Origin of the sequence: Paenibacillus sp. SC116, from assembly GCF_024733555.1 — a bacterium.
Taxonomy (GTDB): Bacteria; Bacillota; Bacilli; order Paenibacillales; family Paenibacillaceae; genus Paenibacillus_B.
Window position 1 is genome coordinate 2,631,628 of record NZ_JANIOF010000001.1, and the last position, 25,620, is coordinate 2,657,247.

Genomic DNA, 25,620 nt, shown 5'->3' on the forward strand with positions numbered 1-25,620 from the left:
AAGTAAAAAGAGCTGCATGCAGCTCTTTTTTTGTGCCACTTATATAACAGGCGATGATTGGCCTAACCTCTAGCAAATCCGTTATGTATCTATTAAAAGATATTAAAATCCCATTCTTTAGCGATATGCTTTAACAGCATGCCCCCGGCTACGCTATTTCCGTACTCATCAATCGCCGGACCATATATTCCGATCCCACATCCATCTGGAAATGGTGATTCTGGAGAGCTCGCATGTCCTGGTACAGCTGCCATGATACCGCCAGAAACACCGCTTTTCGCGGGTACACCGATAAATGCGGCGAATTTTCCAGAGGCATTATACATGCCGCATGTGACCATCAAAGCTTTCACCAACTTGGCGACTTCCTTCGGGAAAAGCTGCTCTTTACGAAGCGGATGGTATCCGTCATTAGCCAAAACCAACCCGATCATCGCGATATCTTGCGTATTTACTTCAATGGAACATTCCTTTAAATAAACCTCCAAAGCTTCCTCTACCGAACTTTCGAGAAATCCTGTCCCCTTCAAATAATAAGCAAGAGAGCGATTGCGATCGGCTGTCTTCCATTCGGATTGATACACTTCTTCATTAATACCGACGCGTCTTCCTACCATTTTCTCCATAAAGGTCAAGATGGAGTCTATTTTTTGCTGCGGCGACTTGCCCCCAAGTAAAGAGGAAACGGTAATCGCACCAGCATTAATCATCGGATTAAAAGGCTTGCCTGGCTTATGTACTTCTAAACGGACAATCGAATTAAAAGCATCTCCAGTTGGTTCCACATCTACGCGATCCAATACATAGGCAGTTCCATGATCGATGCAAGCTGCTATGAAGCCAATTACTTTTGATACACTTTGCAAAGTAAACAAAGCTTCGCAATCACCTGATCTGGTACTCTTTCCATCTGGTCCAATTATCGTGACTCCTAGTTGTGAGGGATCGACTTTTGCCAATGCAGGAATATAGGCTGCGCATCGTCCATCCGCTGTATAGGGGCGATAGTGCTCCAACCATGTATGTAAAACCGTATCTGTTGCGTATGAATCTGCTTGAATAGCTTGACCTAGCTGGATGTTCTCGATTGCCATAGACATGCCCCCTTTTTTTCCTCTACCAAAGAAAAATAAAGATGAGAATCAAATCGATTCTCATCGTATTAGAAGTCCAGCGAATTAGCAAGCATTTTGCTAACAAGTCTTTATGGTGACGACTAGACCTCAAAACGCTATCGTTTACGCTTGAACGCTTACTTTACCGGGGGCATCACATGCTCTGGAATAAGTGACGTATATACATCCCCATCCAAGCGCTCTCGCCATTCCGAGCGAGCTTGCTCGATAATGTCTAGATTGAGCATTGCATCAATCGCTGTGCAGGCAATGACTTTACCTGCCTGCAGCATGCCTTTATGAGCAATTGGCATCGTCCCTTGTGAAACGACCTGCCACGTATGGAATGGCGTTCCCAACGCCCAGCATGTCGTCATGCACTGCATTGTCGGCACGACCCAGCTCACATCGCCAACATCTGTAGATGCGGATAGTGCTCCCTCATCTCCAAGCGGCGGAATGAAATCTACAATGTCCTTGTCTTTCAAGGCCCGCACCACTTCTCTTCCCCATCCTGCTATAGCAGCTTGCAGATCCTCTGGTGACAGCGAAGCCCGAATATCCTTTGCAAATTGATAGTCAGCCGCATCGTATACAGGAGCACCAAGAGCAGCCATATGCTTGTACATAACACTCGCTAACGTTGTATTTGGAATTAAGTTGGAGGCAGCGCCTTCAAACTCCACTTCCATTGTCGTTCCTGTCATTAAGGCTGCACCTTTTGCGACGTTAAGTACTCGCTCATACAGCTCCTCAACCTGCTGCTTTTGCGGGGCACGAATTAAATAAACGACTTCCGCATGCGGCTGGACGACATTCGGTGAAATTCCGCCTGTATCGGTAATCGCATAATGGACACGCGCTTCTGGAATCATATGCTCTCGCAAATAATTGACGCCCACGTTCATAAGCTCCACCGCATCCAATGCACTGCGTCCTAAGTGTGGAGCAGCCGCAGCATGCGCACTTTTGCCGGCAAACTTAAACGTGACCGAGTAGTTCGCAAGCGAGCTGTCGTTCATAATACGAGGTGCCGTATAGGGATGCCAGGAAAATGCTAGGTCGACATCATTAAACAATCCCGCACGAGCGATAAACGCTTTCCCTGATCCGCTTTCTTCAGCTGGACATCCATAATATCGAACGGTCCCCTGCATGCCAGTCTGCTGCATATAATCTTTAATTGCAACAGCAGCAGCGAACGCTCCCGCTCCCAGTAAGTTATGACCGCAGCCATGCCCATGGCCGCCAGCAACTACTGGCTCTTGCTTAGTAGCACCCTGTTTCTGGCTTAATCCTGCCAAAGCGTCATATTCACCTAAGATAGCGATGATTGGCTTCCCTTCTCCATAACTGCCGATGAATCCGGTTTGCAATCCAGCTGCCTCGCGCTCAACTTGAAACCCTTCCGATTCCAATGCCTTGCACACATATTCAGCGGATTGATGCTCTTCGAAGTAAATTTCGGGACAAGCCCAAATGCTATCACTCAGCTCGATTGCCTTATCTCTTTTTTTCTCAACTAGATCAGATATGATTGCATGCAAGTCCAATCCCATACATCAATCTCTCCTCTCGATTTCAAAAATCCTGTATATGAACCTTTCATTGGTCACGCGTTAAGCGTTCAGTATCCAGCATTGCATACTCCAAATTGCCTATTGCATGTTACAAATTCCGTATTACGAATAAACTTCTTCCTCGTTTTGCTTAAATAGCTCGCCTTTCTTGTCATTCATCGTCATCAATGCGCCAATGCAAACGACAGAGAAAGCAATCAGCATCCAGAACGCAGCGTCAAATGAACCGTTGAACGCATCAACCATAAACCCAATTGCCATTGGCGTAATAAAGCCTGCCAACTGACCGCCTGTATTGGCAATTCCCATTGCTGTACCTGTTACAGAAGTAGGCAATTGCTTCAATACGATTGCCGGCAATAGCGTAACGACGAAGGCAATAAATAAATTCACGGTCGTCTGATACGCGATAAAGGCAGACACACTTGAAGCCGTAAACATCAGATAGAGCAGCACTCCAATACAAGCACAAGACACGCTTCCAAGCAGTCTCTCTTTGCCTTTTGGCAGCTTATCGATAACATATCCGCTTATAAAAATACCGACAATCGTTGTAACAGCAGGAATTGTCTGCGCCCAACCAACGGAAACTAGATCAAGACCACGACTTTTCACCAAGTAAGTTGGCAGCCATGCGGACAACCCCCAGTTGACGGCATAAATACTAAAATAAGCGACAAGCAAATTCCAGATGATTGGCGTTTTAAGCAATGCTTTAAACATTCCTTTGTTCTGCTGTGGATTCATAGTAGTTGTAGGAATCGTCGTTTTAACGATTTCATCTTCTAATGGATGGTTAGGAATCTTAATGAAGAACCAATAAAGTACGGCGATAACCACACCGGCTAGTCCAAAAATAACGAACATCGTGCGCCAGCCGATCGTCTCCAGCATTCCTGCTGCTGCTAATGGAATAAACAGCGATATAATTCCGCTTGATGACAAAATGACAGACATCGCCCGTGCGCGTTCTGCTTTCGGGAATGTTAGCGATAAAATTTTAGAGCTGGCAGGTTGGAATCCACCTTCTCCGATACCAAACAAAAAACGGATAATGATCATCGAGGTCAGTGACCAAGCTACAGCGGTCAGCCCCGTAAATATGGACCATATGACAACAGCAGATAAAAGAACTTTTCGTGGACCAAATCGATCTGCGAGCCATCCACCAGGCATTTGCATCAAGGCATAACCAGCGAAGAAGCTGCTCAGTAATATCCCCGTAGAAGACGAACTTAAGTTCAAGTCCTCCGTAATGGCTAATACAGCATAATTCATAATATAACGATCCAAATTACCTAACGACCAACCAAGAAAAAGCAATGCTAAAATCCAATTCCTTGTGCGTTTTGATGTCATCCTATTCACCCCGCATCTTCATTTTACGAATATATAACGACAATTTCGTTTTATAAATATAATACGAAAAGCATCTACGCAACTCCAATAAATATTTTTTATATCCATAAAATAAAAAAATAAGCACCCACCATGTGGATGCTTACTTCAAACGATACATTTTAATTGGTCTTCCCCTCGTATGGTGGGATTCCTCACCGACGCACTCCGCAAGATCTACGTCGCATAAATCAGCCATAATCCGCTGTGCATTGCGTTCACTCATCTGTAAATTGGCAGCCAAATCTTTCGTCGTAAAATGGCTCCAGTTCATTTTTTGAATCAAGGCATCTATTTTCTTAACCGTCTTTACACTAATATTTCCGCTCTTTAATTTCTCTAAGAAATCTTTATCATCGGTACGGTAGGAGTAAGTAAGTTCTTCTTCTTGTCCTGCCGATTCGATAATTGTTCCATCATCTTGGAAAATAACAATCCCTTGTTCCGCTTTATCCTTCGACTGCCGCAAGGCACGCTGCGCATTCATTTCTGCCGAAAATACAGTCTGTTCAAATCCAATGCCAACAGCTGTCGGCATATCCGATTCAAGGGACAACTGCTGCACCTTTTCCTGCAGCGCATGAATTTCTCTTTCAATCGCACCACGAGAACTGAATATCGTGTACCGTCCGTTGCCTTCTTCAATAAGAGATCCATCCAGCTTCTCGCAAAGCTGAATCAATGTCTCTTTCATTCGGAGCTCTAAATACTGAATTTGATACGTATTTTTCATCTTCTCTTTGACCGAGTCGAACTCTTGCACTTCCATCATAACGACACCGATTTGTGTATCTTTATAATAGGAAGTTTTTACTTTCTCAAGAAAAATTCGTATCGTTTGAAAAATTTCAACCCGAGTTGGAGACATCCAATACGAGGGAATGCCCGCTGCTTTCAACGCCTCATGGACGGTTGGATAGCAAGTCAAAGCTCCTTCTGTCTTATTCTGCTGCCACAATTCCAAGTGAAACTGGTACAATTCCTCTGGATCAATATCTGCGTCAAACGTTTTCACATAAAGCTCGGATACCGTATTTTTTAGCTGCTGCAAGCCTTCTCCCTCGACTTCATTCCTAGTCGGTATCATGTCTATGCTAACCCGATTCAATAGCTTGCCTTCGCCATACACTAAATCCATAAAGCCCTTATAAATAGTCGATTCTGTAGAAAAGATATATACGAGTTTATCGTCCGATGGCAACGTCTTCGTCGCAATTCGATACGGGATATATCCTGAAAACAGCCAAAAATCTACTTGATGATTATGTTCGGCCACAATGCTGGCTACTTCCTTTGCCTCCGTATAGACAAAGGGAATAAACTTCATATCTTGCTCCATGTCATGAGCCAGCTTAAGAATTCGGTTAACGGATAAACTCGGCCCAACAACGCCGATTCGATACATGAGCGTTCCTACTTTCTTAACACGGATATGTCCATCTATTTTAACGTCAGTGGCTGCGTAAATCCATTCCTAAGTCTGATCATTATATATCGTTCTTACGATTGATTTTACAGATTGCCTTATTTGTTTTTACAAAATGACCTTTGTTCAATAATTATGTTAAATTTTCCTCCGAACTCTATCTAAAACCCGATTCTAATGATAGAATGAACTCGGTTGAAATATTATCTATCACCTACTCATTAGGAGGAATATCCAGCATGAAACTATCAACAAGGCATAAAATCACAAGTCTTGTACTCTCCGCGTCTCTAGTGGTGGGAACGCTTTCATTCACGCTATCTCCCGTTAATGCAGACACAAGTACATCTTCGGATTCCGTACTGAAACTGCGTCTTATGGAAACAACCGATTTGCACACAAACATGGTGAACTACGATTACTACCAAGACAAATTAACAGATGAGTATGGTTTAGCGAAAACAGCAACGTTGATCAAGCAATCACGCGAAGAAGTAAAAAACAGCATGTTGTTCGATAATGGCGACCTCCTTCAAGGTAATCCGCTTGGCGATTATGTTGCAAAAGTACAACCTTTGAAAGATGGCGAGACACATCCTGTATATAAAGCAATGAACGAATTGCAATACGATGCAGCCAATATCGGAAACCACGAATTCAACTTCGGACTAGAGCATCTAGACCGCAGCTTGAAAGGCGCGAAGTTCCCTTATGTGAACTCCAACGTGTATGTTGATGATAAAGATAAAAATCCAAACAACGATAAAAATAGATATAACCCTTATGTCATTCTAGATCGTACGTTCAAAGATGAAGCTGGCAAAGATGTGAAGCTGAAAGTCGGCGTAATCGGCTTCGTACCACCGCAAATTATGAACTGGGATGAAGCTCATCTTAGCGGTAAAGTCATTGCTAAGGATATGGTTGAATCTGCGAAGAAATTCGTACCAGAAATGAAGCAAAAAGGTGCAGATATCATTGTTGCGATTCCTCACTCTGGTATTAGTACAGCAGGCAATGATTCCGAAAATGCAAACTTGGAATTGAGTAAAATCGACGGAATCGATGCAATTCTTTTCGGTCATTCTCACGCTGTTTTCCCTGGCAAAGGGTTTGATAATATTAAAGGCGTAGATGCGAAAAAGGGTCTTATCAACGGAATTCCAGCTGTAATGCCTGGATTCTGGGGTGACAACCTTGGTGTCATTGATTTGGAATTGAAGCAAGTGAACGGCGAATGGGACGTAGTCGATTCTACATCTAAAGCAGTGCCTGTATTTGATAAAGAAAACAAAAAACCACTCGTTGATGCAGATAAGACTATTGTTGACGCTGTAAAAGAAGATCATGACAAAACAGTGAAATGGGTTCGTTCTGCTGTAGGTAAGACGACAGCTCCAATTCACAGCTACTTCGCACTTGTACAAGACGACCCGTCTGTACAAATCGTGACAAATGCACAAAAATGGTACACAGAAAAAGCAATTAAAGGTACAGAATTAGAAGGTATCCCTGTTCTTTCTGCTGGTGCACCATTCAAAGCAGGCGGACGTCAAGGTGTAAACTACTACACGAACATCCCTAAAGGGACGTTGGCAATCAAAAACGTTGCTGACTTGTACGTATATCCGAACACTGTAAAAGTGGTAAAAATCAACGGTACACAAGTACAAGAATGGTTGGAGCGTTCTGCTGGACAGTTCAACCAAATCGATCCGAAGAAAAAAGGCGAGCAAGCTCTAATCAATGAGCAATTCCGTACGTACAACTTCGACATCTTGGACGGCGTTACGTACCAAATCGACGTAACTCAGCCATCCAAATACGATGCTGACGGCAAACTTGTTAACAAGAAAGCGAAACGTATCAAAAACTTGTCTTACAAAGGCAAGCCAGTTAAAGCAACTGACAAATTCCTAGTTGTAACCAACAACTACCGTGCAACAGGTGGCGGCAGCTTCCCAGGTCTTGATGGCTCCAACATCGTCATCGATTCCCAAGAAGAGACGCGCCAAGTTGTTATCAACTACATTTTAGAGAAGAAAACGATCAACCCTACTGCGGACAAGAACTGGTCGTTCGTTCCGTTGAAGAACAAAGCAAATGTAACGTTCGTAACTTCTCCAAATGCAAAAGAATTCGCGAAGAAGCAGCCTCACATGAAATACAAATCTACATTGGACACAGGCTTCGCGAAATTCAGCATTGATCTGAGCAAGAAGACGAAGTAATTTAAACTATCCCTAAATAAAAAGGCAGTGGTAGCTTAGGATGCAATAAACGCTCCTATACTATCGCTGCCTTTCATTTTTTATAATTCACTTTAACATCTAGCCTGTTTTTGAATAAACGCATTTGAATATTTTTTTGTCATTAGCGAACTATATGGTAGCGCATCATCAATAAAATGTATTTGGAGGATAATATTTATGTCAGAGCAATCTGTTCGTTTGCATTTAAAAATCCTGCATGAGCCAATAATCCCTATAAATGAAATGGTGAATGCGATGAAAGGGGTATACGCTTCTGCGGGATTTCGAGTCGATATCGTTAGTACAGAGCAATTAGATTTACCACTTCTTATGGATGTTGATGTTGGTCAGTGTGTGGCAAACAGTGCTACAGAAGAACAAGAGGAGCTATTTGCACACCGAAATCATGTTGGGGATAACGAATTGACGATTTATTTTGTCCGCTCCACAATCCCCGCCTATAATGGTTGCGCTGCGCATCCAATCGGTCGTCCAGGAGCAATTGTCGCTAGGGTAGCAAGCGTTTGGACTCTTGGGCATGAAATTGGACATGTACTAGGACTTCCTCATACTGTTAATCAAGATAGTCTAATGTATGGCGGAGGAACTAGCAATATTACGAATCCACCACCAGATCTTAGCAGCTCAGAAATAGATACGATGGAAAATAGTCCGTATACGATCTAATCATAAAAGGAGCTAATAGAGACTATGTCAAAAGAAAAATTGATTCAATTACTAGATCGAGAGGAACCAGATTACAAAGCTGCAGCTGAATTGGGTCCTGAAATTATTCCGGTATTGTTGGATTTGACCAAGAGCGGAGATCCCAAAATCGCCCCTCGAGCAATATATACTGCTGGCCTTCTTCAGGATGCAAACGCAATCGAGATTCTTAAAGAGGGGGCAAGCAGTGACCTTGCGGATATACGCGTAGCTGCAGCAGCTACTCTACGCAAAGTGACTGGTATGGGTGATTCAGATCTATTAAACACTTTGTTGAATGATTCTGATCCTGGCGTTAGAAAAGTAGCATCAAAAGGATTGTAAGTAAATAATATCTAGTAAAAACAATGTGGCGCAAGCGTAATCGTGATGAATGACCTAGGACACGTCCTTATGATGCGGAGAACGGATAATAACAGTTGGTGCTTTCCTGGCGGAGCGATCGAACTAGGAGAAGAAGTTCGCGAAGCTGCAGCTCGCGAATTATTGGAAGAGACAGGGGTGCGTGCAGAACAGTTAGATATCTTCGATGTCTTTTCAGGCGAGCGGCTTTACTACAAATATCCACACGGCGATGAAGTTTACAATGTCGATATCGTGTTCAAAACAACGCAATACAGCGGTAAGTTCGCCATTAACAACGAGAGCAAAGATGCCGCCTTCTTCCCTATAGATGAGCTGCCAACGCCAATTAGTCCGCCGGTCATACCAATTGTGGAAGCATTGCAGAAAGCCTATGCTGAAGGAGTTTCTATGTAATTGCAACAACAGAAAAAACGGTAGATTCAGTCTCGTTGCTGAATCTACCGTTCCATAACCTTCCTTACTCAACGACAAGTATTTGTGGTGATGTTGTAGCCACTACTCTTGAAAAGAGCCACGTTCCCTCTCCCACTGCATGTCCAACATTCTCGCTGACGGGTAAAGTAAAGCAGTTCTCAATAGCTTCTTCGTTATCGATTCCTTGGATGACAGGAACACTCCAACGTATGGTCATTCACCATCCCTACTGCTTGCATATAAGAATAGCAAATTGTGCTTCCTATGAATTTGAACCCATCCTTCTTTAATCTTTTACTCATTCTATCACTGATTTCCGTTGAAACAGGCACTTCTGTTATCGTTGCCCATTGGTTCACGATCGGCTTGTCACCGACAAATCTCCAAATATAGTTGGAAAAGGAGCCAAATTCTTTTTGGATTTTCAAAAACGCTTCGGCATTCGTGACGACGCTTTTAATTTTCAGCTTATTTCGAACAATACCTGTATCTTCGAGTAGAGACTGTAATTTTTCATCCGTATATTGAACGATCTTCTCCGCATCAAAATGATCAAAGGCTTTACGGTAATTGTCCCGCTTCTGCAAAATGGTCCACCAGCTGAGCCCTGCCTGTGCGCCTTCTAGGCATAGCATTTCGAATAAGATCCGATCATCATACACGGGCACTCCCCATTCTTTATCGTGATATTCCATATATAAAGGTTCTTGTGAGACCCATGCACAGCGTTTTAACATTCGCGAAACCACCCTTTTCTTCTTGGATATTTTAATCATGAATTCTTTCTTCAGCCCGAGCATCATTGCACCTATTAATTCCATAATAACAAACATACGTTCTTATGTAAATGATTACTCCTATTCCATCAACTTGCGCCTGCTGATTAAACCAATGACTGCAAGGAAATGAATATCATAAGAGACCAAATTCAGGAGGAATGACAACAATCATGGACAAGGAACGATTGAACCTGCAAGACATGCCCCAATTCCCTGAGTCTTACTGGTGGGACTCAACTAGCCTTCCCTCATTCCCAAAACTTAGTGAAACTTCTCAAGCTGAGATTGTAGTGGTCGGAGGCGGAATTACAGGGATAACAGCTGCTTATTTGTTAGCCAAAGAAGGTCTTAACGTTGTATTAGTAGAAGCAGGCCGTCTGCTAAGCGGCACGACTGGAAATACGACAGCGAAAATAACCGCTCAGCATGATTTAATCTATGACGAGCTTATCCATACATTTGGTCAGGAAAAGGCACAGCTCTATTACAAGGCGAATCACGAAGCTATGCAATTTATAAAACATATCATCCACGAACATGAAATTGACTGTGATTTCAGTGAGCAGGATGCTTATATTTATACGAGCTCGGATACATACGCAAAGAAACTAGAAACAGAACTTGCCGCCTATGAGAAGCTTGGCATCCATGGTGAGCTAGTTGAGCAAATCGCGCTCCCGATTCCGATTAAATCAGCTCTTGTCATGCACAAGCAGGCCCAATTTCATCCGTTAAAATATGCAAGCAAGCTCGTTCAGTTGTTTGTGCAGTCAGGTGGGACAATCTACGAGCATACTACGGTGGAAACTGTTGAAACAGACGAGCAGCCTGTTATAGTCACGACAGATGGACACAAAATAACGTGCAAGCATGTCGTATCCTGCTCGCACTTCCCTGTCATCGACGGGATGGGCTTTTATTTTGCAAGAATGAATGCGCAGCGTTCCTATGTCATCGGTGTAAAAAGCGACAAACGGTATTTAGGGGGTATGTACATAAGTGCAGATGAGCCGAAGCGCTCCATACGTTCTACGTCGTTAAGTAATGGAGAGAATCTTATTCTCATTGGCGGGGAAAGCCATACAACGGGACAAGGCATTTGCACGATTAAGCATTATGAGGCCCTGCAAGCTTTTGCACATAGTACGTTCGGCATTCAGGAGTTTGCTTACCGCTGGTCTGCTCAAGATTTTGTGACGTTGGACAACTTGCCTTACATCGGGCATATTTCATCTTCAACCCCTAATGTTTATGTAGCAACCGGTTATCGGAAATGGGGAATGAGTACAGGAACAGCTGCCGCCCTGCTTCTGCGGGATATGATTATCGGAAAGGAAAATGCGTATCAAGAGCTGTATACGCCATCCAGGTTCCATGCCACGCCTGACGTGAAGAACTTCATTGTTCAGAACGCGGATGTTGCGAAGCACCTTATTGGAGGCAAGCTTCAAATTATTCGTAAAAAGCCTGAAAGCTTATCGAACGACGAAGGCTCCGTCGTATCCGTCAATGGCAAAAGAGCTGGTGCTTATCGTGATCAAAAAGGAAATTTGCACATCGTCGACACGACCTGTACTCATCTAGGGTGCGAAGTGGAGTGGAACGAAGGGGAGCGCAGCTGGGACTGCCCTTGTCACGGCTCAAGATTTTCTTATGATGGCGATGTATTAGAAGGTCCAGCCACACAGCCGTTAAAGAAAATTCAACAATCCTGAAGTGTGTACTTCAGGATTGTTTTGTTTTATATTTCATCGGGACTATTATCGTGAATTGCATCCTATATATCGTTACACATACCATTGCTTATTAGTGAGCTTCATCCACTCCAGACACTTGATGACTGCTGTTGTTCGTTTGCTTCACCGTCTTATTAACCAGATAAATGCCAACAATAATGAGCAAGCCGCCAACGATCAAGGAAGGATACAGAGGCTCCCCTAATAATAGCCAGCCCGTTAACACACCGAAGAATGGAGCCAAGAATAGAAAGGAGCTCGTTTTTCCTGGATCACCATTTTGCAATAAATAATACCACCCTGCAAATTGAACAATAGATGACATAATGCTTAACCACATTAATAAGAACAAGGATTCCCCGTTTAAAATAAAAAATGGCTCTTCAAAAATAAAGCTGCACACGAACAGAATAAGTCCTCCGAACAGCATCTGATAAGCAGATAACACCCATGTATCAAGAGACCCTCCCCACTTCTTAGCCAGTAGAGTCGCAAATGCCCAAAAGACAGCGGAAAGAATTCCATAGACGATACCCATTTTCAAATCAACCTTTGCCCCCATCGTAATGACGACCCCAACCAATCCCAGAACGACACCGATCCACTGATAAAGCTTGTAGCGCATGTTCACAAATATTGTCCCGAAAATAACGACAAATAACGGATTCGTAAACGTCAAAATAGACGTTTCACTAGCTGTAATCGTAAGCAAGCTTAAGAAAATACAACCCATTACGCCAGCCGTTTGAAGTGAGCCGATCACGAACATCTTCATCCAGTTGCTTGTGGTGGTTGGATGAGGACGTTTAAGAACATATACGATCATTCCCATGATGACGCCAGCAAGCAGAAACCTTAATGCCGCTAATAATAATGGCGAGGAATAGGGCAAGCCAATTTTGACGACAGCAAAAGAAGAACCCATTAAGAAGGTGGTTAGCAGCATGATGACTGTAAATTTAAATGTACTCATTGATAGATTATCTCCTTATTAACTATCCTCACTTCAAGCAGCCCATTACACAGTCACCAAATCCTTTAATATCAGGCAAATACTCATAACCAGCAGCCGACCCCCAACTATTAAACGCACGTACAACTACCGTGTCATAATCGGGAATAACAAGCAAAGCTACATTAGAGAAACCCAGTATCTGATAAGAGCCCTTTGGAACTAAGTCTCCAATCTCACTATGCTTCGCTGCATGATCCTTCACGAACCATAGAAACCCATTTTGCGGCAGATCTTTATCCTTAAGCGTTGGACTTTGAAGGGTAGTTGCCAGCTTAATGATTTCTTGAGGAACAATTTGGTTGCCACGTATATTTCCTTGCTTCAAATGCAAGTAACCCCATTGCGCCAGTTCACGTGCTGAAACGTACATATTCATTTTATCGCCATCCGTCGTGTCGAACGTTTTCCAATGCGGATTATTGGGATCTCTCATCACTTCGATAAAGTTGTCCTGTGGTGCTGCGTACCATCCAGTTTCTTTAAAGCCAAGAGGCTCGAATACTTCTTTCGATAAGATTTGTGCAACTGTAAGTCCCGTCTTCTCATATATAATCCTGCAAAGAAGTTCAATGCCTATTATCCGATATGACCAACTTTCGCCTGGTAGGAAATCACGACCAAGCCCATCGTCCTTCAACCCATGAGTATGCGTTACCAAGTGTCTAATCGTAGTCCCTTGAAAGACAGATGCATCTAGCTCTGGAATATAATCAGACACCGGATCATCTATAGACGAGATATATCCATGATGTACAGCGTAAGCAACTGCAAATCCAATATAACTTTTTCGGACAGAGGCAACATGAAATTGAGTATCCTTTTGTATCGCTCTAGCCCCTTCATTCAGTGAATGATGGCCCCAATACGTTTCCGCAACGACGTTGTCTTGGTGAATCACCATAACAGCTGCGCCAGAACAATGATTAGCACGATAGGTTTGGTGAACATGTTCAATTACCGGATCGAACTGATTAGAAATTTCACTAGTCAATGGCATCGGGATCAGCTCCTTATTTGGCAACATTTAAACTAACACCTCACCCATAATAGAACATACGTTTTTGTTTGTAAATATTAAAGTTATCGTAATAACCGAGAATCAATATGTTACTTATGGTATATTGTTTTCACTGTATATTTTTCCAATTCGATTCACGATAGATAGAGAGAAAAGCAATTTTAAGCGTAACTTGAAGGGGTGATACTCGATGGCACAAGGACAGCTGATTACGAAAGAAAGAATAAAGTTGGACCTAGAAAAGTTAGGTGTTGCCGAAGGCATGACGGTGATCGCCCATTCTTCCTTGAAATCGATAGGACGAGTCGTAGGCGGAGCTGTATCCGTCATACTTGCTTTAGAAGAAGTGATTGGGGAGTCAGGTAGCCTTGTTATGCCTACCCAAACTGAGCAACTTTGTGACCCTACCGTGTATGGTAGCGACTATTCTGAAGAAGAAGTACGAATCATTCGAGACGGCATGCCTATTTTCCATCCGGATTTGACGCCGACTTCATATATGGGATTTATACCAGAAATCTTTCGCAAGCAAAACGGAGTATATCGAAGCGCTCATCCACACGTGTCCTTTGCTGCTTGGGGCAAGCACGCAGCCTACATTACCGACAATCACAAGCTAAATTATGCGTTAAGTGAACAGTCGCCATTAGGGAAAATCTATGAGCTGGACGGTTATATTTTATTGCTCGGCGCTCCAACCGACTCCAATTCTTCGCTGCACTTAGCAGAATACAAGCAGCAGAACACCTTTAGGAAAGAAATAATATGGGACGTGAAAGTAGCGATAGATGGAGAAGAAAAGTGGACGACTTATCAAGATATTAATAATGATTCTGATGATTTCAGCAACCTATTTGACAGCTTTAAAAAGGATACAAATTACATCGTAGAAGGAAAAGTTGGAGCAGCGACCAGCTATTTGATACCGATGAGAGCCATGGTAGATTACGCGCTGAACTGGATGAATACCAATCGAGCTTAAATGGGCGTAAATTGCGGGCTGATATGCCAGCTTGCATGAATCCCAATATACAAGAGCATAAGCTTCGCTGCTTGCAACAAAGCTTATGCTTATTGGCTTCAATACAGATGAAGAACAGTCAAATATAAAAAGGACTACCACTTGGCAGACCTTTATTTTGTAGCGGTTTCAGCTTCAATTAAGAAGCTAACATTTTGAAATATTGAAATACTTTATTTAATTTCTTCTCATGATTTCCTTTCGGACTCTCCATATTGCCAAATTCAAAAAACTTCACTTTTCTGATGCCGACATATTGTAACAAAGCCTTTCTCATCAGCATTTTATGGGCATTCCCCAGCCAAAATAACGGATAAAAAGTAGGCCCTTTCATCGCAGAAATGCAGACAGCTGATTTCCCTTTCAGCAGCCCTTCAGGAAGCATGCCTCCTGTGTCTCGATATGCAAAATTAGAAGCAAACATTTGGTCGATATAACCTAATAGCATCGCAGGTGGACGTCCCCACCAGATTGGGTAAATAAATATAAGCTTATCTGCCCAAAGGATTTGTTCACGATATTTGGCCAGCTTAGGATCTGCATGCATATCCCTTCTGCGCTTCGTCTCATTGAATACCAGTATGGGATCAAAGCCTTCTTCATACAGATCAAGCACCTGCATATTGGGCGCATGCGCGTTCTCACTTATTCCTTGGATAACTTTTTGCAAAAATGCATAACTAAGACTCCTATGATTCGGGTGGGTATATACAACCAATATGTTCATTGCCTTGCCCTCCATTACTTGTCATATGATAAGTAAAAGGTAGCACGATCATGAGTTAGTTGTCAATTGATAATTGTATTGTGATAATCATTTTGTTATCGTACAGTTGAGGTGATCTATATGGACAAAGAAGCTTTGTTTCAACAATTTGTGAACTTCACGACTTCCGTACATGAAGTAACATTTGAATTAACGAAAGATGTTAAGCCTGAGGACATTACACCTCTTCAATATAGTATTTTGGAGTACATCGCGGTCAGCCAGCCAGTTACGTTAAGCCAGATCAGTGAATGCAAGCATATTTCTATGCCCAATACGAGCCGTGAACTCAAGAAATTAACCGACAAGCAATTATGCGAGAAATTTGAGGTGCCAGATGATAGGCGCAAACAATTGATTCGACTTTCCGAATCTGGACAAACCATGATGAATACAGCTTTCGAGCAAATTGGAGCTCGGTTTCTCGAGCGAATAAAGGATGTCTCTTCTGAAGAGCTGCAGGATATTCAGCACGCATTAAATATACTCCAATCCAAAGTATTTAATGGCAGCAAGTAAATTTCCACCCTTTAGAATTACGTACTCGTTTATTCGCATCAAATGAAAAAGAAGGAGCTGCAATCGCTCCTTCTTTCCCTATTTTAACCTGTATAACTAACCTTACCCGTTTCCACTAATTCCTTCAGTCCCATAAACATCAAGTTCCAGCCGTGCTCAGTGCCATCATATGCTTCAGCTTTCGCTTTTTCAATATCTGCTTCCGTCCAGCTCGGTTCATGTGGCACGTTGATGTTGTGCGTGAAGATCATCTCGCAGCCTTGCGACGTTTCTGTCAACTCCACTGCAATCGTATCTTCCCATTCACTAAACTGCGGCATTTTAAAGGTAAAGACCAGTTTATGAGGAACGTCCAGTTCAACGTATTTCCCAATCGCACGATAATCGACTCCGCCTCGATGGTCAACAATCTCCCAATCCCCTCCCACAATAGGATTGTTGCGTATTATCTTATTGGTTCTTTCCAATGTAAAGAGCCATTTTTTCATCATCTCAGGGTTCAACCATGCATGATATACCTTTTCAGCAGGCACCTCAAAATGTCTCGCCATTGTTAACACCGTTGTAGAATAGTTGTTCATACTCAACCTCCTCTATGTCAGTTACAAATATCGGCTTTCACCCATCAGTCTCTTTGTAGAGCTTGTCCATTTGCAATTCAATTATAACTCACCTCGATAGCACCATCCAAAAATCAACCGACCACGATGAAGTCTCTGTATGACTCTAAGCAGTATCCTTCCATTTCATCAGCAGCATCACAGAAGGATGGCGTATATAAAAAGGACTACCGTGTGGCAGCCCTTCAAGTAATATAACTGTTATTATTTTGTAAGCTTATAATAGCAATGAGGTTGATCCTCGATCTCCACATCACCACAATATTGAAATCCACACTTTTGTATCACTTTATTGGACGGATCATTACGTAAATGAGCGAGAGCGATAAGCTGTTCAACGTTTGTATTTTCGAATAAATACATAATCAGACCTCTCGCCGCCTGCGTGGTGTATCCCTTATTCTGATAGGGTTCGGAAATGCCATAAAAAATTTCACGACTAGGTGGAGACAACTCATCCTTAATTCCTGTACCGCAAATACCGATAAATTCACCTGTTTCTTTCAATATAATGCCTAGTCGCAACCGATATTGTTCAGGATCTCCGTTTCTCGATACGGCATCAAGGAACCGCTCATTTTCTGGCATTTCATAATTCACAAACCACTCTTCCCGCTGTTCCCTGGGGGCATTCCATCCAATCAAATATTTATGAAAATGAGGCTGCCAAGTAAGGTTGTGCAGCGCATCTACATCATCAGCTTGATACTCCCGTAAAATGATATCTTTGGACTCTATCGTAAAGACGCTATTGCTTCTATTTTGTGAATGACTCATTATATATCCTCCTAATGAATAGAAGGCATACAAAGCAGCTAATTTTATGAATGATCATCACAGGAACATGCAGCAATCCACAAGGATTCACCGCATAAAGTGATGGATAACACTATGCTTTGTATCCTTGTAATCGTTAAATAATTGAATATTCGATTTAACACATTACAAAGTTGTTGGCATAATGAATCCTCCCCGTTATCAAATACTAGTAAATTGTAGCAAAATGTTTAATTAGGTTCAATAAATATACTTCTCACTAGTCTTCAACCTTAAACCACGCCGTTTAAACGGAAGTAAAGTTTCATTATTGAAAGCCTTGTCCATACCATCATAAAAAAGAGCAATGCTTGACGTTCATGCATTACTCTTACCTTAATCCTATTAAATTGAGCTTGATGCTTGCTGTAGCCATAATGTTAACTGTTTGGAATCATAGGCATTGCCTTTGCGAAGCTTCAGCGTTTTTCTTTCAGCTGGACCATCAAACATGTCTTCTGGAAGCTCCAAGCCAACAGCATTAAAAATAGTAAAGCTAACCGCGTCTTTGGATGTGGAAATAACCGCGGCGTATTTACCATTTTTCAAAAAATGTGGTTTCTTATACTGAATCCGTTCCGTTACTTCCGGTATAGCCTGATGCACAACTTCACGCAAGTTCGTGGAGAGCTCCACCTGCCATGGTTCTTGAATTGCAGCGATAAAATCGGTCACTTCCTGATTCATTTCCCTCTCTCCTTCACTCAAGTATAAAGTCTTTATACAGGTACACCATTTGTTCGACGAAAATAAATCAATTCCTTCTATTCATTTGCTGTACCTATAGATGACAAAAGCCCCCACTTTATAAAAAGTGAGGGCTACTCTAACAGCAGTAAGCTATCCTAGATAGGCTGCCATTTATTATTTTAGGCGAAAATATTAGTTGCGAATGAGATAATCGAATGCACCTAGAGCTGCCGTCGCACCGGATCCCATCGAGATGATGATTTGCTTGTACGCGCTGTTTGTGCAGTCACCAGCAGCAAATACACCTGGAATACTTGTAGCACCGTGGCTATCAACGATGATTTCACCCATACGATTGCGTTCAACCGTATCAGCTAACCAGTCTGTGTTTGGTACAAGACCGATTTGCACGAATACACCTTGTAGTGCGATTTGTTTCTCTTCGCCTGTCTCACGATCGATATACGTAAGGCTTTCAAGCTTATCCGTTCCCGTCAATTCTTTCGTTTGAACATTCTTGAGAACCGTAACGTTTGGCAAGCTGTAAAGACGATCTTGCAATACAGAATCAGCTTTAAGTTCAGAAGCAAACTCAAGCACTGTTACATGGTTTACGATACCTGCAAGATCGATTGCTGCCTCGACACCAGAGTTACCGCCGCCGACAACTGCAACATCTTTACCTGTGAACAATGGACCATCACAATGCGGGCAGTAAGCTACGCCTTTGTTTTTGAATTCCACTTCACCTGGAACGCCCATATTTCTCCAACGTGCACCTGTAGAAATGATAACCGTCTTACTCTTCAGAACCGCACCATTTTCAAGCTCAATCTCGATAAACTCGTTTTTATCTAGACGCTTCGCACGTTGTGTTTTCATCACATCGATGCCATACTCTTTTACTTGCTCTTCGATGCTAGCAACGAGCCTAGGACCTTCTGTGTACTTCACGCTAATGAAGTTCTCGATGCCCATTGTATCATTAACTTGGCCACCGAAGCGCTCTGCAACGATACCTGTACGAATCCCTTTACGAGCTGCGTAAATCGCTGCGCTTGCGCCGGATGGACCGCCACCAACAACAAGCACATCATAAGGAGCTTTATTATCCAATTCAGATGCATCTGGACCAGAACCCAATTTAGCAAGAATATCTTCAATTGTTGTACGACCGCTTTCGAAGAACTCACCGTTGAGGTATACGCTTGGCACAGCCATTACGTTTTTGCTTTCTACCTCATCTTTGAATACAGCACCATCAATCATCGTATGCGAAATACCAGGATTGAAAATACTCATCAAGTTCAACGCTTGCACCACATCAGGACAGTTATGGCAGCTCAAGCTGATATAGGACTCAAATGTGTATTCGCCTTTAATGCTCTTAATTTGATCGATTACACTTTGATCCACTTTAGGAGCTCTGCCGCTTACTTGAAGCAATGCAAGTACAAGGGAAGTGAATTCATGTCCAAGCGGTGTACCTGCGAACACAACACCTGTGTCTTCGCCAACACGGTTTACGCTGAAGCTTGGTGTTCTATCCAAATCTGCCTTTTCTACCGAAATCATAGCAGACATGCTAGCAAGCTCATCTACAAGAGACATCATCTCTGTAGATGCAGCATCGTCACCAGCGCTCACTTTAATTACGATGTTGCCTTCCAATAGTTGAAGATATTGCTCTAATTGTTGTTTGATATCCTGATCCAATGCCATTTGATAATCCTCCTTAAAATGTTCGATAATGACGCTGCTTCGCATGGTCTAGTCATGGTGCTGAACAAACGCTTCTATATCAATGCCGACAACTTCGGCGACTTTATTACAGGTTGTTTAGATTTTTCCTACAAGATCAAGGTTTGGCTTCAATGTTTCGCCGCCTTCTTGCCATTTTGCTGGGCAAACTTCACCTGGATTGTTGCGAACATATTGTGCTGCTTTGATCTTGCTAATTAGCGCACTTGCATCACGGCCGATGCCGCCAGCTGTAATTTCAACCGTTTGGATAACTCCGTCTGGGTCGATGATGAACGTACCGCGATCAGCAAGACCTTCGGACTCTACCAATACATCGAAGTTACGGGAGATAACATGAGATGGATCGCCGATCATGATGTACTCTACTTTACCGATTGCAGGCGAGCTTGCATGCCATGCTTTATGCGTGAAATGAGTATCTGTAGATACGGAATATACTTCAACGCCAAGTTGTTTCAACTCTGCGTATTGATTTTGCAAATCTTCAAGCTCTGTTGGGCAAACGAATGTGAAGTCTGCTGGATAGAAGCAAACGACGCTCCATTGACCTTTGAAGTTTTGTTCTGTTACATCTAGGAATTTCCCGTTTTGAAATGCAGTTGCTTGGAATGGTTGTACCTCTGTACCGATAAGTGACATATATAAAATCTCCTTTATTAGATGTTTTCTAAGTTGATAGAAAAAGCTGATTCAGAACGTTAGAGCAGTGTGTGCTGTTCATTCCGCATCGCTCTTTATAATGATTATTATTTACTACGAACTACAAACTGTCAAGCTTTTTTATAATCATTCTAAAATGAGAACCTTTTTCAGTGGCGAAATGATGTCGGACAGACATTTGGGATTATATGAACGAACACGCCACATCGACGGATCAATTTAGAATAGCTTAATCTACCCTTCCTCATAGTGACGTATGTAATTTTCAAAAGAATTAAGAAAAAGACTTCCCCCTTAGTGAGAGCAAGTCATTTTTTATATTCGATACTTTTGCATTGCATTGTCTTACATATGAGCCTGCCGTACATTAATCAGAAAAAGCTCTTGCTCTAAGGTTCTCTGGCCCTACACGGAAAGCAGTTCCAGCCGCCCCTCCAATTTGGCTTACAAACGCTTGATAGATCAAAAATCCAGGATTAGGCGGCAAAAAATCCACACCTTCTAATTGAAAGGGACACATAGTACAATCAATGGCGCGGTTCTACAAGCAAGCGATATTATTAATCATCATGAGGCGATGTGGAATAATCGGTTCTTAACGGTTATAGATGGGGAGATTACATTGTAATTATCGATGACACCTACAGTGCCTATGTTCGATATTTGATACTTATCGTCCGATTTACTAAAATAGAATATAGGCTTTAACTATTGGAGGTATTTAATTATGTATCGTAAATCAGAAGATTTTATTGAAGATTGGATTGCTTCTTCTGCTGGAACTCTTTCCGTCATGAAGGCAATTACAGATGATAAAATGGATTATTCCATTGTAGAAGGACATAATTCCTTAGGATGGCTTGCTTGGCATTTGGTCGGTGCTGGTGGATTTTTCGGGCAACTTGCAGGCTTGCAAATTCCTGCTGCAGGTCCAGATACATCGATGCCAAGTTCAATGACAACTATCGTAGAAAAATACGAGGAAGTCATTGAAGCATACAAAAACGAAGCGTTAACATTAACGGATGAACAACTAACCGAAGAAGTAAGTGGATTTATGGGTCCAATTGCAAGAGGTAAGTTGCTGCGAACGCTAATCGATCACCAAACCCATCATCGTGGGCAAATGACAGTACTGCTCCGTCAAGCAGGCTTACCTGTACCAGGTGTTATGGGACCAACAAAAGAAATGCAATAAAGTAAAACGGCTTACATCGTCCATAAGGAAGGTGTAGGCCGTTTAATTGTTTTCCATGCATTTTTTATCGTTTAATCTTTAATTCTTGCTTCTTTCGTTAATCGCCGTATGAGGATACTCACAACAACAATCAGTATCAAACTAATAAACGTAGCAATCCATGTTGAAACTTCATAAATATTCATCAATTTATAAAGTGGAATCGGTACATTTTCTCCCCATATCCCACTCTGAATGAAGACAATCAATAGTGAACTTGCGATAGATACGAATCCAAACCAAACATTCAAATGATAAAACCCAGCAGCTATAAACCACCCGACTAAATAAAACAAGCAGACATCTAATACCATTTTAAAATAAAATGCAATTGGTACACTTATGCTTCTTTCTATTCCAATTATATTCATAATCAAAGATTCGAGTCCGAATAATAAAGCTACGATTGCAGTAAAACTCAGTGACAGGTAAAAGATTGATTGTAATGTACCCTTATAGTAATCCAGCCTTGTTACTCCATTAGATACAAAGTATTTAATAAACCCTCCCATTGAGAGCAAACCACAGATTAAGAAAAAGCCTTTGGAAGAGGTTAATGCACTATTTAAAATAGACCAGCTCGCTTCCCCATTTATCAGTGCAGACTGCGACAAATTCAACTCTATACCTGTATAACTTGTTGCTCCACTTGCTAAATGCAAAACTACAAGAATACCTATATACCATAGCATCCATGACCCTATCGTTTGATACATCCCTAATCCAACAACAGTCGATTTATTTTTCCTCATTGTTTATCCTCCTTCGTCAAATGAATAAACAACTCTTGAAGTGTTATCGGCCCTAATGTCAGCTGCATAGCTTTAGCTTCTTCTCGTTCCTTTTCAGACAACTGACCGTAAATCATAACTAGCTTCGTACCTCCAAGCACCTGTTCCTTCAAAATATGTTTACCATGTACAAAATGATCGACTGCTTCTACTGCCCCCGTTACAGACACTCCACTTTCACGCAAAGTCTCCGCTTCTTCATGCAAAATCATTTCTCCCTGATCGATGATAAGCACTTCTTCAAACATAGACTCCATCTCAGAAATTAAATGAGTAGAAAGAATGATCGTTCTCGGATGCTCCATAAAATCATTCAGTACTTCCTCATAAAAAATTTCTCTTGCCGGAGCATCCATACCTAAATAGGCTTCATCGAAAATCGTAATCGGACAGCGACTAGCTAAACCGATAATGGCATGAAATGCTGACTGCATGCCTCGTGAGAGCTTTGATATCTCCGTATCCGTTGGAATTTTAAAACGTTTAATGAGACGTTCCGCATAGTCCAAATCAAAGTTTGGGCGGAAAATGGATAGATCCTTTATATATTTATTTACACGACCAGATTCATCATCCAGCTTTACATCTCTTATAAAAACAATTTGCTCCATCACCTTTGCATTTTCAAAAACAGGCTCACCATCAACTGTAATACTACCATTCGTCTGCTTTACAAAGGCTGCTAAAATAGACAGCAAAGATGTTTTTCCTGCACCATTCCGTCCAAGTAAACCATAAATTTTTTCACCTTCTAATTCGAAGGATACATTTTTTAATACTGCTTTATTTTGATATTGAAGTGACACCTTGTCAGCTTTAATTCGTAGCATTAATTATCCCTCCCCTTCTTAGAATCGATCATGTTTTTTATTTCCTCTACTGAAATACCGAGCTTTTCTGCCTCGTGCATCATGCTCCATACATATTGTTCTTGAAATGCTTGTTTCCGTTGTTCTCTAAGCATCTGATACGCTCCCGCTGCGACAAACATACCGACACCTCTTTTCTTATATAAGATCCCTGCATCCACAAGCTGATTAAATCCCTTTAACACAGTTGCTGGATTGATCTTGTAGTAAGCAACAAGTTGATTGGTGGATGGAGCCTGCTCCTCTTCTTTCAAGTTCCCGTTCACAATATCATCCTCAATCATTTCCCTAATCTGCTGAAAGATCGGTTTATTCTCATCTAATGACGAACGCATAGTCAGCCTCCTTTCGTTCCTCATTTGACCGTTAGTATTATGGTTAGTTAGTTATGTAGTTAACCATATATCTAATTACAAGTAATGTCAAGCGTGTTAGGATTAATTTTGAATGCCTATTCCAACTTGAACATAGCTAGTTTGATCGGTATGATCAGATCGCAATTACTGAATTTCTTTTAAAATCGTTGAAATCGAGAGGATGGATGTGCAATGACGGTGATCAACATGAACAACAAACCACGATTGGATACGTTAAGCTTTAGGGTACCCGGGGAGTTCGAATTGCAAGACAGTGTTATGCTCTGCTGGTCTGATGTTGAAACCCCTTGCGAAGGATACAACGTAGACGCAGTAAGTGTAGAAATCGTGAAACATATGCTCGACCATGTTGATTTAATCATCGTGAACACATCAAATGAGCAAGTCACGCAGCGCGCGAAAGAGAAATTAGCACAGCTGCATATTGATACTAGCCGCATTCAATTTTCGAACATCGAGAATTTTGTTGTATTCCCGCGCGATTTTGGAGCCGAGATCATGGTCGATGATACTGGATGTCGCAAACTCGTCGATTTTGATTTTGATATGTATGGGATGCTGAACAAAGATATCCGACTTGTCAGATTAATGGAAGCTTTCGATCGCGAGCATGCTAAATTGCTTGGCATTGAAGATACGGTGTTCACCCGTTTGTTTGGTGAGGGTGGTGATCGCGAGTTCAATGGACAAGGTGTCATGATGACCATTGAAGCCACCGAGGTGAATGATCGGAATCATGGCATGACTCGCGAAGAGGTGGAGGCTGAATTCAAACGTATTTTCAACTTAAAACAAGTCATCTGGCTGCCTCGCCCGACTTTTGATGACGAGCATATTATGAGCGGTCCTGTACCAGGACCCGATGAAGCTACACTTGCCTACCGCTCGGCTTCAGCCAACGGTCATATCGATGAAATGTGCCGTTTTGTTGATGAACGAACGATTGTGCTAGCCGAAGTGACTGCAGAGGAAGCTTCCGAACATAAGCTTGCCGCCATCAACAAAGAGAGGCTGGATCAAGCGTACCATGTCCTGAAAAATTGCCTTGATGCAAATGGTGAACCTTTCCGTATCGTTCGCATCCCCGTACCCGATCCAATATATGTGCAGGCAAAGAAAGAAGAGCCGTTATACCAAACCTGGCACTCATTTAAAGAGATTCTTGGTTTAACTCAAATGTTCGACGGCTCCCCATTTCCGACCGGAGATATGACGATGCTGCCTGCATTAAGCTATTGTAATTTTTTAATTTTGAATGACATCGTCATCGGGCAAAAATATTGGAAAGAAGGACTTCCGCAGCGTATGAAAGAAAAGGACGAGGAAGCAGAGCGCGTGCTCAAAAGCGTCTTTCCGGATAGAGAGGTCGTGCTGCTCGATACGTTAGCACTCAATTTATTGGGCGGTGGTGTCCACTGTCATACTCGTAATGTACCTGCTGCGTGTAACGATTAGGGTTCAACGTTAAACTTCAGTTATAGCGAGAATTTTAAATAAATAAATAAATAAATAAATAAATGAATGAATGAATGTACAAGGTAAAGAGAGAAGGACGCAGCCTACGCGAAAGCGCAGGAGCGTCCTTTTTAGTACCAGGTCAAAATCAAGTTAAAAACTCGAGAATCCGATTCCAATAACGATATCGTTAGTACTATACAGAGTCAG

At 42.1% G+C, this 25,620-nt stretch carries 25 protein-coding genes; 9 read left to right on the forward strand and 16 right to left on the reverse strand.

Annotation, left to right across the window (positions count from 1 at the left end):
• Positions 1–92 precede the first annotated feature (92 nt).
• The 4 genes from NQ117_RS11425 to NQ117_RS11440 form a co-directional block, all read right to left on the reverse strand.
• Positions 93–1,094: a glutaminase gene (locus NQ117_RS11425; RefSeq protein ID WP_258278057.1), complete on the reverse strand. Its 1,002-nt coding sequence runs from the start codon at positions 1,092–1,094 to the stop codon at positions 93–95.
• Between the two features lie 158 nt (positions 1,095–1,252).
• The gene (locus NQ117_RS11430) at positions 1,253–2,674 is read right to left on the reverse strand and encodes a M20 family metallopeptidase (protein ID WP_258278058.1); all 1,422 of its coding nucleotides are present in this window, start codon (positions 2,672–2,674) and stop codon (positions 1,253–1,255) included.
• A 123-nt stretch (positions 2,675–2,797) separates the two neighbouring features.
• Positions 2,798–4,054, reverse strand: coding sequence for an MFS transporter (locus NQ117_RS11435; RefSeq protein ID WP_258278059.1), 1,257 nt, complete (start codon positions 4,052–4,054; stop codon positions 2,798–2,800).
• A gap of 142 nt (positions 4,055–4,196) precedes the next feature.
• Positions 4,197–5,498: a hypothetical protein gene (locus tag NQ117_RS11440; RefSeq protein ID WP_258278060.1), complete on the reverse strand. Its 1,302-nt coding sequence runs from the start codon at positions 5,496–5,498 to the stop codon at positions 4,197–4,199.
• 260 nt (positions 5,499–5,758) lie between these two features.
• Here NQ117_RS11440 and NQ117_RS11445 point away from each other — a divergent pair, with 260 nt between their 5' ends.
• The 4 genes from NQ117_RS11445 (at position 5,759) to NQ117_RS11460 (ending at position 9,256) form a co-directional block, all read left to right on the forward strand.
• On the forward strand, positions 5,759–7,750 hold the full coding sequence (locus NQ117_RS11445) for a bifunctional 2',3'-cyclic-nucleotide 2'-phosphodiesterase/3'-nucleotidase (protein ID WP_258278061.1): 1,992 nt from the start codon (positions 5,759–5,761) through the stop codon (positions 7,748–7,750).
• Between the two features lie 198 nt (positions 7,751–7,948).
• Positions 7,949–8,458: a matrixin family metalloprotease gene (locus tag NQ117_RS11450; RefSeq protein ID WP_258278062.1), complete on the forward strand. Its 510-nt coding sequence runs from the start codon at positions 7,949–7,951 to the stop codon at positions 8,456–8,458.
• A gap of 24 nt (positions 8,459–8,482) precedes the next feature.
• Positions 8,483–8,821: a HEAT repeat domain-containing protein gene (locus NQ117_RS11455; protein ID WP_258278063.1), complete on the forward strand. Its 339-nt coding sequence runs from the start codon at positions 8,483–8,485 to the stop codon at positions 8,819–8,821.
• A gap of 39 nt (positions 8,822–8,860) precedes the next feature.
• Positions 8,861–9,256 (forward strand): NUDIX hydrolase, encoded by a 396-nt coding sequence (locus tag NQ117_RS11460; RefSeq protein WP_258278236.1) that lies wholly within the window; start codon positions 8,861–8,863, stop codon positions 9,254–9,256.
• Between the two features lie 194 nt (positions 9,257–9,450).
• Here NQ117_RS11460 and NQ117_RS11465 read toward each other — a convergent pair whose 3' ends face one another.
• On the reverse strand, positions 9,451–10,014 hold the full coding sequence (locus NQ117_RS11465) for a DNA-3-methyladenine glycosylase I (protein WP_258278064.1): 564 nt from the start codon (positions 10,012–10,014) through the stop codon (positions 9,451–9,453).
• A 200-nt stretch (positions 10,015–10,214) separates the two neighbouring features.
• Here NQ117_RS11465 and NQ117_RS11470 point away from each other — a divergent pair, with 200 nt between their 5' ends.
• On the forward strand, positions 10,215–11,771 hold the full coding sequence (locus tag NQ117_RS11470) for an FAD-dependent oxidoreductase (RefSeq protein ID WP_258278065.1): 1,557 nt from the start codon (positions 10,215–10,217) through the stop codon (positions 11,769–11,771).
• Positions 11,772–11,862: 91 nt separating this feature from the next.
• Here the strand turns inward: NQ117_RS11470 and NQ117_RS11475 are convergent, their stop codons facing one another.
• Together NQ117_RS11475 and NQ117_RS11480 are read right to left on the reverse strand one after the other, a co-directional pair.
• Positions 11,863–12,765, reverse strand: a complete 903-nt coding sequence (locus tag NQ117_RS11475) for a DMT family transporter (protein WP_258278066.1) — start codon at positions 12,763–12,765, stop codon at positions 11,863–11,865.
• 28 nt (positions 12,766–12,793) lie between these two features.
• Positions 12,794–13,831, reverse strand: coding sequence for a serine hydrolase domain-containing protein (locus NQ117_RS11480; protein WP_258278067.1), 1,038 nt, complete (start codon positions 13,829–13,831; stop codon positions 12,794–12,796).
• A gap of 184 nt (positions 13,832–14,015) precedes the next feature.
• Here NQ117_RS11480 and NQ117_RS11485 point away from each other — a divergent pair, with 184 nt between their 5' ends.
• A complete protein-coding gene (locus NQ117_RS11485; protein ID WP_258278068.1) occupies positions 14,016–14,807 on the forward strand; it encodes an AAC(3) family N-acetyltransferase in 792 nt (263 codons plus the stop codon).
• A gap of 178 nt (positions 14,808–14,985) precedes the next feature.
• On the opposite strand, the gene NQ117_RS11490 is transcribed toward NQ117_RS11485, so the two are convergent.
• The gene (locus NQ117_RS11490) at positions 14,986–15,573 is read right to left on the reverse strand and encodes an NAD(P)H-dependent oxidoreductase (protein ID WP_258278069.1); all 588 of its coding nucleotides are present in this window, start codon (positions 15,571–15,573) and stop codon (positions 14,986–14,988) included.
• 120 nt (positions 15,574–15,693) lie between these two features.
• On the opposite strand from NQ117_RS11490, the gene NQ117_RS11495 reads away from it, so the two are divergent.
• Positions 15,694–16,131 carry a MarR family winged helix-turn-helix transcriptional regulator gene (locus NQ117_RS11495; protein ID WP_258278070.1) on the forward strand — a complete coding sequence of 146 codons (438 nt, stop codon included), beginning with the start codon at positions 15,694–15,696 and terminating at the stop codon, positions 16,129–16,131.
• 83 nt (positions 16,132–16,214) lie between these two features.
• Here NQ117_RS11495 and NQ117_RS11500 read toward each other — a convergent pair whose 3' ends face one another.
• The 5 genes from NQ117_RS11500 to ahpC form a co-directional block, all read right to left on the reverse strand.
• The gene (locus NQ117_RS11500; RefSeq protein WP_258278071.1) at positions 16,215–16,712 is read right to left on the reverse strand and encodes an SRPBCC family protein; all 498 of its coding nucleotides are present in this window, start codon (positions 16,710–16,712) and stop codon (positions 16,215–16,217) included.
• Positions 16,713–16,955: 243 nt separating this feature from the next.
• On the reverse strand, positions 16,956–17,528 hold the full coding sequence (locus tag NQ117_RS11505; protein WP_258278072.1) for a GNAT family N-acetyltransferase: 573 nt from the start codon (positions 17,526–17,528) through the stop codon (positions 16,956–16,958).
• A 384-nt stretch (positions 17,529–17,912) separates the two neighbouring features.
• Positions 17,913–18,254 (reverse strand): DUF1801 domain-containing protein, encoded by a 342-nt coding sequence (locus NQ117_RS11510; protein ID WP_258278073.1) that lies wholly within the window; start codon positions 18,252–18,254, stop codon positions 17,913–17,915.
• Positions 18,255–18,449: 195 nt separating this feature from the next.
• A complete protein-coding gene (ahpF, locus tag NQ117_RS11515; RefSeq protein ID WP_258278074.1) occupies positions 18,450–19,979 on the reverse strand; it encodes an alkyl hydroperoxide reductase subunit F in 1,530 nt (509 codons plus the stop codon).
• A gap of 117 nt (positions 19,980–20,096) precedes the next feature.
• A complete protein-coding gene (gene ahpC, locus NQ117_RS11520; protein WP_144986330.1) occupies positions 20,097–20,660 on the reverse strand; it encodes an alkyl hydroperoxide reductase subunit C in 564 nt (187 codons plus the stop codon).
• Between the two features lie 748 nt (positions 20,661–21,408).
• Between ahpC and NQ117_RS11525 the strand changes: the two genes are divergently transcribed.
• Complete coding sequence (locus NQ117_RS11525; RefSeq protein WP_258278075.1) at positions 21,409–21,879, forward strand: DinB family protein; 471 nt, start codon at positions 21,409–21,411, stop codon at positions 21,877–21,879.
• Between the two features lie 71 nt (positions 21,880–21,950).
• Here the strand turns inward: NQ117_RS11525 and NQ117_RS11530 are convergent, their stop codons facing one another.
• The 3 genes from NQ117_RS11530 to NQ117_RS11540 are packed head-to-tail and all read right to left on the reverse strand — an operon-like array spanning position 21,951 to position 23,913.
• A complete protein-coding gene (locus NQ117_RS11530; protein WP_258278076.1) occupies positions 21,951–22,670 on the reverse strand; it encodes a hypothetical protein in 720 nt (239 codons plus the stop codon).
• Positions 22,667–23,539, reverse strand: coding sequence for an ATP-binding cassette domain-containing protein (locus NQ117_RS11535; RefSeq protein WP_258278077.1), 873 nt, complete (start codon positions 23,537–23,539; stop codon positions 22,667–22,669). The genes NQ117_RS11530 and NQ117_RS11535 overlap by 4 nt, the downstream gene beginning before the upstream one ends.
• Positions 23,539–23,913, reverse strand: coding sequence for a GntR family transcriptional regulator (locus NQ117_RS11540; protein WP_258278078.1), 375 nt, complete (start codon positions 23,911–23,913; stop codon positions 23,539–23,541). The genes NQ117_RS11535 and NQ117_RS11540 overlap by 1 nt, the downstream gene beginning before the upstream one ends.
• Before the next feature lie 213 nt (positions 23,914–24,126).
• Here NQ117_RS11540 and NQ117_RS11545 point away from each other — a divergent pair, with 213 nt between their 5' ends.
• Positions 24,127–25,410 (forward strand): agmatine deiminase family protein, encoded by a 1,284-nt coding sequence (locus NQ117_RS11545; protein ID WP_258278079.1) that lies wholly within the window; start codon positions 24,127–24,129, stop codon positions 25,408–25,410.
• Positions 25,411–25,620: the final 210 nt, after the last annotated feature.